The 9,198-nt window shown below is 28.5% G+C and carries 9 protein-coding genes; 3 read left to right on the forward strand and 6 right to left on the reverse strand.

Annotated features, from left to right (window positions below; all coding sequences use genetic code 11):
- Window positions 1-209: 209 nt before the first annotated feature.
- Window positions 210-458 (forward strand): hypothetical protein, encoded by a 249-nt coding sequence (locus ACR0P1_RS06785; protein ID WP_432645649.1) that lies wholly within the window; start codon window positions 210-212, stop codon window positions 456-458.
- A 52-nt stretch (window positions 459-510) separates the two neighbouring features.
- Complete coding sequence (locus tag ACR0P1_RS06790; protein WP_432645650.1) at window positions 511-2,016, forward strand: glycosyltransferase; 1,506 nt, start codon at window positions 511-513, stop codon at window positions 2,014-2,016.
- A gap of 102 nt (window positions 2,017-2,118) precedes the next feature.
- Here the strand turns inward: ACR0P1_RS06790 and ACR0P1_RS06795 are convergent, their stop codons facing one another.
- From ACR0P1_RS06795 to ACR0P1_RS06810, 4 genes are read right to left on the reverse strand one after another with little or no spacing between them, the layout of a single operon-like run.
- Window positions 2,119-2,703, reverse strand: coding sequence for a hypothetical protein (locus tag ACR0P1_RS06795; protein ID WP_432645651.1), 585 nt, complete (start codon window positions 2,701-2,703; stop codon window positions 2,119-2,121).
- 8 nt (window positions 2,704-2,711) lie between these two features.
- Window positions 2,712-3,311, reverse strand: coding sequence for a DUF6891 domain-containing protein (locus tag ACR0P1_RS06800; protein ID WP_432645652.1), 600 nt, complete (start codon window positions 3,309-3,311; stop codon window positions 2,712-2,714).
- Window positions 3,301-4,002, reverse strand: a complete 702-nt coding sequence (locus ACR0P1_RS06805) for a DUF6882 domain-containing protein (protein WP_432645653.1) — start codon at window positions 4,000-4,002, stop codon at window positions 3,301-3,303. Before ACR0P1_RS06805 ends, ACR0P1_RS06800 begins: the two co-directional genes overlap by 11 nt.
- Complete coding sequence (locus ACR0P1_RS06810) at window positions 4,003-5,232, reverse strand: LL-diaminopimelate aminotransferase (protein ID WP_432645654.1); 1,230 nt, start codon at window positions 5,230-5,232, stop codon at window positions 4,003-4,005.
- A gap of 311 nt (window positions 5,233-5,543) precedes the next feature.
- Between ACR0P1_RS06810 and ACR0P1_RS06815 the strand changes: the two genes are divergently transcribed.
- Window positions 5,544-6,980: a hypothetical protein gene (locus ACR0P1_RS06815; protein ID WP_432645655.1), complete on the forward strand. Its 1,437-nt coding sequence runs from the start codon at window positions 5,544-5,546 to the stop codon at window positions 6,978-6,980.
- A gap of 57 nt (window positions 6,981-7,037) precedes the next feature.
- Here ACR0P1_RS06815 and ACR0P1_RS06820 read toward each other — a convergent pair whose 3' ends face one another.
- Both ACR0P1_RS06820 and ACR0P1_RS06825 read right to left on the reverse strand, forming a co-directional pair.
- Window positions 7,038-7,499: a hypothetical protein gene (locus ACR0P1_RS06820; RefSeq protein ID WP_432645656.1), complete on the reverse strand. Its 462-nt coding sequence runs from the start codon at window positions 7,497-7,499 to the stop codon at window positions 7,038-7,040.
- A 7-nt stretch (window positions 7,500-7,506) separates the two neighbouring features.
- Window positions 7,507-9,177, reverse strand: a complete 1,671-nt coding sequence (locus tag ACR0P1_RS06825) for a glutamate--tRNA ligase (RefSeq protein ID WP_432645657.1) — start codon at window positions 9,175-9,177, stop codon at window positions 7,507-7,509.
- Between the last annotated feature and the right edge of the window lie 21 nt (window positions 9,178-9,198).

Raw genomic sequence — 9,198 nt, forward strand, 5'->3', positions numbered from 1 at the left:
GATCATATGGATTTATATCTAAACCTTATGATATTGACAAATTAGACAAAATTCTACAAATTACTATTAAAAAAGCAGAATTAGAAGCTAAAAAGTTAAATGAAGCAAGTGGATTTAAATAAAAGGAATATTAAATCATAACACTTAAATTTAACGACAAAAACATTCAATTTTTATATAACAATAACCAACAACTCAAAGGAAATAATATGCAAAAGAATTCCCAATATATTCCTGAAAATATGAACCAGTTAGAGTTGGACATGAACCATCCTAAAATTTTAACTATAAGTTCTGATGAACTTCTATTAAACGAAATAAAAGAGTATCTTGAAGAATATGACTATGAATTCTTAAGTTCTGATTTTAATAAAGAAAATATTAAACAAAAAATTACAGAAGACTCACCCAGTCTAATCCTTCTAGATACTGATCAAGAAAAATATAAATTTAACTGAATTTGCAGACTATCTTGAAAAATATAATATCCCACATATCGTAATTTTGGGAATGCTATCTGATGAGATACTTGAAGAAGTATTGGCAAGTTCACCATACAATTTTTTGATAAAAGATATTGATAAAGAAGAACTAGCAAGAACAATAGCTGTCGCCTTAAAAAAACATCAACAAAATACTCTTGATATTATTACAGCAAAAAATAAAGTGAAAGAAAAAAATGAAGAACTTATAATTGAAAAATCAAATACAAGTTTACTTTTAGGTGCATGTATTGTTTTAATCATCACTGCGCTTTTAACAAAAAATGCAACATGGCTTCAATGGGTTTTATTAATACCAACCGCAGCAATGCTTACAAACGGAATTGCCAGTATTAAAAAGCAAACTGAAGTTGAAGCATTTAAAGATGGAGATGAACTTCCTTTTATAAGTATCTTAATCCCTGCACATAACGAAGAATATACTATAAAATCTACTGTTGATAGTGTTGCTAAGTGTGATTATCATTATAATGGCGAACCACAATTTGAAATAATTGTTATAAATGATGGATCTACAGATTCAACTGGCGATATATTAAAAAGCATAAAGGAATATACTCCTAACCTTAAAATCATTACAAGACATCCTCCAAGATCTGGAAAAGGAAAAGGATTCGTTTTAAATGATGGTTTAGCATTATCAAAAGGAGAAATTATAGGAGTATTTGATGCAGACACCCAAATTAAACCAGATTACCTAAAAACAATTATTCCTTATCTTGAAGGAGATATCGATGGTGTTCAATCAAGAGTTAAAATGTTTAATAAAGATCAAAACTATTTAACCTATATGCAACATCTAGAATTCTCAAGTTTTGCAAATACATTAATAGCAAAAGATAATCTAAGAAGAACTGGATTTTTAGGTGGAAATGGACAATTTGTTAAAAAACAATCCATTATAGATTCTGGAAAATGGGATGGTTTTGCAGTGACTGAAGACTTAAACCTAGCTATCAAAATCATGCTTAACGGTGGAAAAATACGTTTCTGTGATGATTGTTCAGTATACCAAGAAGCAATTGCTGATTGGAAGTCATTATTCAGACAAAGAATTAGATGGGCTATGGGTAACTTTGAATCATTATTTATTTATTTCCCTGAAATTTTAAAAGCAAAAATACCCCTTTCAAAAAAATTGGGAATTATTGAACATATTTCATTTTACAGTTTCAACTTACTCATATTTTTCGGGTTTATAATAACAATAATAAATATATTATCATGGCTTACTTTCCAAAGTACTGTTATTAGAATGGATGCACCATTTATTGTGGGAATTCTCTCATTTATTTCATTTTTCCCGGCTACAACAATCGCATTTTTAAGAGAAAAACCTGGAATTATTAAACTGATTAAAGATATAATTAAATATTATCTTTATTCATATCATTTAATTCCATTGTTCTTTATGACTATGGCAACCATGATAACAAGAAAAGAAAGAAAATGGGCTAAAACCGAACATGTCGGTGGGGAAAAAGAAGCCATAGCTATTGAAGATGAGAAATAATGAATAACTAGACTTAAAAAAAAACATTACTTTTTATTCTTCACTATTAATAAAAATAAAATAAAAATTAGTTTTCAATAGTCTCATAAGAGACTATAATCATTATAATTTTAGTGGATGATTTTCACACATCGGATCTCTAATAATATTTCTTTTTTGATGATATTTTAAAAAGTAAAGCATCCATTGATTTGAGAGTTCACGAAGTGATGCATCATCTAATCTTTCAAATGGTGAGAAGAAGTCCATTTGATTTCCACCAACAACAATAGCTATTTCATCAGTTTCAACTAACATAAAGAAATCATGGGTGATATTATGAATGTTAAACTCATCAACAACAGAAATTGACTTTTCTTTTTTATATTTAGTGAAAAATCTATTTAAATATTCAAAATCAACGAATTTAATGTCCTTAACATTGAATGCTACTTCCTCACTCAATAACTTGTTTTTAAAATCATACTTTGATAAAAAGTCAATATCCCAAATATTATTATAGAATACTGTGAAAAACGAATCCATAGCAAATCTAACAACCAGCGAGAAATCTTCATCAAATTTTGGGATTCCAAGTTCAACATCTCTAAATTGTAAATAAATTGAATCCTGGGATATTTCAATTGAAGACCATTTACCAGAGTTAATAATAACTTCACGAATTAATTTTAAAGATCTTCTATTCATTTTAACACCTAATTTTTAATAAAAACTTCAAATGCTCCTTCAATTTCATATTCTTTTTCGGAATTATATGATTTATCCCATTTAAAAGGATTGATTTCAATTTGATTATTAATTGTTCCATCCCATTCAATACTAAAATTTTCTTCTTTTAAATATTTATAAACGATTTTACCAATTTCTAATGCTTTTTCTTCATTATTTTCAAAATCACCAAAGGTTATTCTCAATTTACCTTCACAAATAGCTTCTTCAATATCTTCAAAAGTATAAAAACAAAAACCATCAGCTAGAAGTTTATTATTTTGCAAATGAACATATAATTCAAATGCATCATTTACTCCTTCACTAACATCATAACCACAATTATGAATAGCAACAATTTTTTCACTAGCTAAACTAGAAAAAGCATTTTCCAATTTAGAAAAATTTTCATTGGAGAAATTATTTAAAGAAAAAGAATATTTTGAAAAATCAATTTCTTCATCAATAAATTGATCTTCCAATATCTCCAATATTTCTTCACTATCAAAAAAACCAGATTTAGCGAGTAACTCTTTCATATATTCTAATTCATCAACTAAATCCTGATTCATAGTATCACTGTTCATCTTCACCAAACATCAAAATACGTGTTACATTCCCTCTTTCAGTAAATCCGGCCATAACGCGAGATTCACCAATTTTAGCTAAATAAAAATCATCATGTGGTTTAAAACCATATCCTTTAAGTTTAGTATATGATTCAAAAGCCATTCTAGGATATATTTTAAAGTTCTTTTGGAAAGTATAAAAAGTATCTCTGAATTTTTTAACAGCATTATTCTCTTTAATTAAATCAGATTTAATAGCTACAAAAATATCCAATCCATCTTCTGAAACTGCATAATAACCATCAAATCCAAGTATAGCTGTTGCAGTCATTGCAATATGATGACAATGATCATAATCAGTGTTAATCAATGGTGAATTAAACTCAGGAATATCAAATTTATCTCCAAGTTTTTTAACTTCTATTGCAGATTCAATTAAATTCTCACCGAATATTTCTTCACAATTCCATGCCCAAGACCATTGATCTGCATCCTGTGAGTAAAAACCTAAAACTTGAACAGGCATCCTAATATCATCAAAAGAAATAATGGAATTTTCAATATCTAACTCACCAACTGTTTCACCAATTAATTCAGCTAAATTTTCCTGTTTATCAAGTGCTAGTGCACCATATTTTGATAAGATTGCTTTAAATGAATCTCCTTCTTCGATTTCCACTGGTTTTCCTATTTTTTTCAAATTAAACACCTAAAATTCTAATTTTGAAATTCTATCCATTGCTTCTTTAGTATTTTCTAATGTATTAAATGCAGTGAGTCTTAAATAACCTTCACCACTTGGACCAAATCCTGAACCTGGAGTTCCAATCACATTAGCTTCATTTAATAATAAATCAAAGAAATCCCATGATTCCATATTATTTGGAGCTTTAACCCATATATACGGTGAACTGATTCCTCCATAAACTTCTAAACCTAAATCAGATAAACTTTCACGGATGACTTTTGCATTTTCCATGTAATAGTCAATAACCTCTTTAATTTCTTTTTGACCTTCTGGAGAGTAAGTTGCTTGTGCTGCTTTTTGTACAGGATATGAAACACCATTAAATTTAGTGGTTTGTCTTCTATTCCATAATGAGTTAATTTCTACTGCATTACCTTCACTGTCATCTACAATCAACTGTTTAGGTACCACTGTGAATGCACAACGAGTTCCAGTAAATCCTGCAGTTTTTGAAAAACTTTTAAATTCAATAGCAACTTCTTTTGCACCTTCAATTTCATAAATAGAATGAGGAACATTTTCTTCATTGATAAATGCTTCATAAGCAGCGTCAAATAAAATAATAGCTTTGTTTTCCTTTGCATAATCAACAAATACTTTTAATTGATCTTTGGTTAATGTAGTACCAGTTGGATTATTTGGATAACATAAATAAATGATATCAACAGGTTCGGATGGTAATTCTGGGACAAATCCATTTTCAGCATTACATTTAAGGTAAGTCAATCCTTCATACATACCATCTTTCATTTCACCAGTTCTTCCTGCCATTACATTAGTATCAACATAAACAGTATAAACCGGATCGGTTACAGCAATTTTATTATCAATTGCGAAAATTTCTTGAATATTCCCTGTGTCACATTTAGCTCCATCACTAATGAAAATTTCTGATACGTCAAGATCTACTCCATATTTTTCATAATCTTTTGCAATAGATTCTGCTAAAAAGTCATATCCTTGTTCTGGACCATAACCTCTGAAAGTATCAGCATTTCCCATTTCATCAACAGCATCTTTGAATGCTTTAGTAACTGATGGCACTAATGGTTTTGTAACATCCCCAATACCCATTTTAATAACATCAGCATCAGGGTTATTTTTTACAAATTCTGCTTCCCTTCTAGCCACTTCAACAAAAAGATAACTGCTTTTTAATTTAAGATAATTTTCATTAATTTTAACAACCATAATTATTCCTCATAATAAAATATTAAACTAATTTATATTTTATTTTAAGTATATATAATATTAATTGTTTAAATAATTCAAAGTGAAACTTGCTATTTGTGAAAAAATATGATTTAATAGTCACAAAAACCTAAAAATAAAGTTTTTTTTAAAAAATACTCCCAAATAAAACAATAAATATTTTATCAATTAAATTAGAATTACTAATTTTAAAATTAAACAAATATATTTGGAAATATTACTAAATATAAAACTATTTAAATTAATAAATAACATATTAAATAATATTATTAAAAATTAGGGTTGAAAAAATGAATGAAATCACCATATTAATCTGGATAACTATTGCAATAATTTGTGTAATTGCTTGCATATTAGTTAAATTACACTACAAAAGTGACGAACTCGAACATGACGAAGGATCAATAATTCCAAGTGCAAAGAGCATAAATGAAAAGGCATCCCAAAAAAAAGAAAAAATCGATTCAAGCACCTTCAGCAATAGTTTATCTTCAAAATCAACCCAAAATACCAAATCATTATACGGAAGCCAACAACGTACTCCGGAAAATTATGGGGGTTATATTGTTCCAGAAGTTAACAATAATCCTACTTATGAATATGAATCCAAAAATCAAGTTCTCATAGATTATGGGAATGAGGTTAAAAAATTTCAAGAACCAATTAAACAAATTCAGAGGGATATTATCAACCAAAATAAAAACGATAAAACCGAATTAAAAGATTTATTCACAATTGATGAATTAATTAAAGAATCCAAAAGAAAAGATAGTGAACGTGAAAAAGAACAGCCAAAAGAAGAAGATAGTGAATTAACTGAACTTAAAGAAACTATCATTAAAAAACAGGAAAAAAGTGTTGAAGAATCCTCCAATGACGAAGTTGAAACAATTGGCAGTTTATTAAATGAAGAAAAAGATAGTGAGGATGAAACATCAACAGAAATCGAAACACCTTCAAAATCTCAAAAAACTATTGAAGAAGCAATTTCATCTGCTTATCAAGAAAAAGAAGAAAATGAAAGTATTTCTGAAGATAAAAATATCACTGATGTTCTATTGAATGCAGAAGAAGATAATAATCAATTAGATACTACTGAAGAAATTAAAGAGCCAACCCTTAAAACTCCGACTAAAATAACTGAAACAGAAGATGATGAATCTGATTTATCTGAAGATAATGAGCAAATTATGGATTTAGATTATAGGAAAGATTTAGACAAATTTACAAAAAAAATTAAAGGTTCTAAATTATTCCAAGAAGTTAAAGAAAAATTAACTGTTGAACCTGAATACCTCGAAGAAAATATTCCTGAAGAAGAAAATTATATTAGAAATGTTAGAGAATATGATGAATTTGAACCTATTATAAATGAAACACATTCCGATTACATAGATCCTATTGAAGATATTGAACCAGCATTTGTGGATAATGAATTAAAATCAGAAAACGAACCTAAAACACTTAAAGTAATTAGAGATACTCCAAAATCGGATAATACACAATTAAAAACTTCAACAATTAAAAGTAAACCTTCAAGAAACAATATAAAAATAAAAATAAACAATGATGAATTTGTACTTAAAAAAGGAGATGAAATTATATTCAATCATTTAGGCGAAACTTACTCCAGTCAAGTATATGCTATTAATGGTGATGACATCTCCGTTAAGTATAGACGCCAAAACATTATAATTAAACCAACCGATGTTAAAAAGATATATTAAATATCTTTTTACAACCTTTTTTATACAAATTAAATTAAAAAAAAGTAATAAATTAAATTATTCATTTAATTTATACTGTCCATCTTCCACAATATATTTTGGAACACTAATTTTAAAAGAACGGATAATATTTAGATAAAAATCATCCAGTTCTCTATCAGCATAAGGATAAGTAAATTCAAAGATATATAGATTACTGTCTTTGACATATAAAAATTCATTACGTCTAATCTCTTTTTTACCATCAGAAAAAGAAGAAATAATTAAATAATAAATATCATCATTTATTGGAATAAAATCAGATAATATTAAATTAATTTTAGGATTATTTTCAATATTCTTTTCAATATCCTCTTTTATATCAGGAAGCCCCACTAATGTAGGTGTTATTGAAAATTTAATGGACATTGGAATGTTAACATTTACCAAATATAAATCATTAAATTCATCTTTAGTATTAACAGGATCAAAGCCTTCAGGAATCTGAAGAGTTGCATAACCATTATTAAACATAGTCATTTTATCACTATTTATGTGCATAATAGAATATTAATTCATCATCTTTAATTTCATCTAAACGAGCAAAACCTACTCTTTCAAATTGGACAATATCACCAACTTTCAAATCACTAAGAGCAGATTCTCCAAGCCCAGTTTTAATTGATGCATCATCCATAACTATTTTAACATTAAGATTATCATTAGTTGGAACCCATTGAATAATTCTAGCTTTAGCATCTCTTGCATCTTCAAATGATGTTGAATGATAATTTACATTATCCCCACTTATTTCAACATTAACTGCATCCATTAATCTAAAAAGACCGTTAGCAATATCTTCTTTTGCTAAATAAACACTACCATCAAATGGTAATATCCTGTTTCCCCTATCCATGTGGTCTGCATGCAATGGTCTTTCTATTGAAACTTCTCCATCCTCATAACCATCAACTTCAATTTTTACAGGATTTTCACAGAAGAAATATCTATTTGCAATCGGTTCTATAAAATTACGATTTAATCCATAAATCTTTTTCCAACTAATTGCAGAATCAGCCATTTTAACACCAATTTCAGTGATTAAGTTATAGATTGTTCTTGGATCAATTCCTCTTCTTGCAATAGCTCTTAAAGTTCCAAGTCTTGGATCATCCCATCCACTGTAGGTACCATCTTCAATTCCTGCCATTGCTTTTGAGGTACTAAGTGCAATGTCTTCCATTTTAAGCCTTCCATAATGGATAAATTCAGGCAAATCCCATCCCATATGGCCATATAAGTATTTTTGCTTTTCACTGTTTGCTAAATGATCTTTTCCTCTTAAAACATGAGTCATGCCCATTAAATGATCATCAACTGAAACAGAAAAATTCATCATAGGATATACTCTATATTTATTTCCCATACGAGGGTGTTCTTCATCAACTAATCTCATTGCAACCCAATCACGAATAGCTGGATTTTTATGATTAATATCTGTTTTTACCCTAAGTACTGCTTCACCAGTTTTCATAGTGTCAAATTTCTCCCATAATGCAAGATTTTCTTCTACACTGTTATCCCTACATGGGCAAGGTTTGCAATTATCTTTAAGTTCTTTAAAAGTTGCACCATCACAGGTACACATGTAAGCTGCACCTTTTTCAATTAATTGGCGAGCATAATCATAATAAATTTCAAATCTATCAGATTGGTAAACAATTTCATCAGGTTCTATTCCTAACCATGCTAAATCTTCAGGAATCATTTCATAAGCAGGTTCAAATACTCTTTTTGGATCAGTATCTTCAATTCTTAAGATTAATTTACCATTATGTCTTTTAACATATTCTGCATTTGGAACAGCTGCTCTTGAGTGTCCAATATGTAAAGGTCCACTTGGATTTGGAGCAAAACGTAATACAATATTTTCATGTGTTCCAGGAAGTTCTTGAAGTCCTACTTCTTTTGCTTTTGCTTTTTTCTCTTGAACTTCAACACCAAATTTTTCCATTTCACTAGCTTGCTCATCTGGAGATAAAGCATTTACTTGTGCTACAATTTTACCTGCTAAAGGCCCAATTTCCTTTGCTTTACTTCTAAGTTCAGGTTCATTTGACATGATTGAACCCATTACAGCACCAGGATTTGCATTTCCTTTATGTTTAGCTGCATTTAATAAAGCATGTTTAAAAACAATTTTTTCTAAATCATTCATTTAATCATCACAATTCATTAA

It is taken from the genome of Methanobrevibacter sp. (assembly GCF_050872065.1).
Taxonomy (GTDB): Archaea; Methanobacteriota; Methanobacteria; order Methanobacteriales; family Methanobacteriaceae; genus Methanocatella.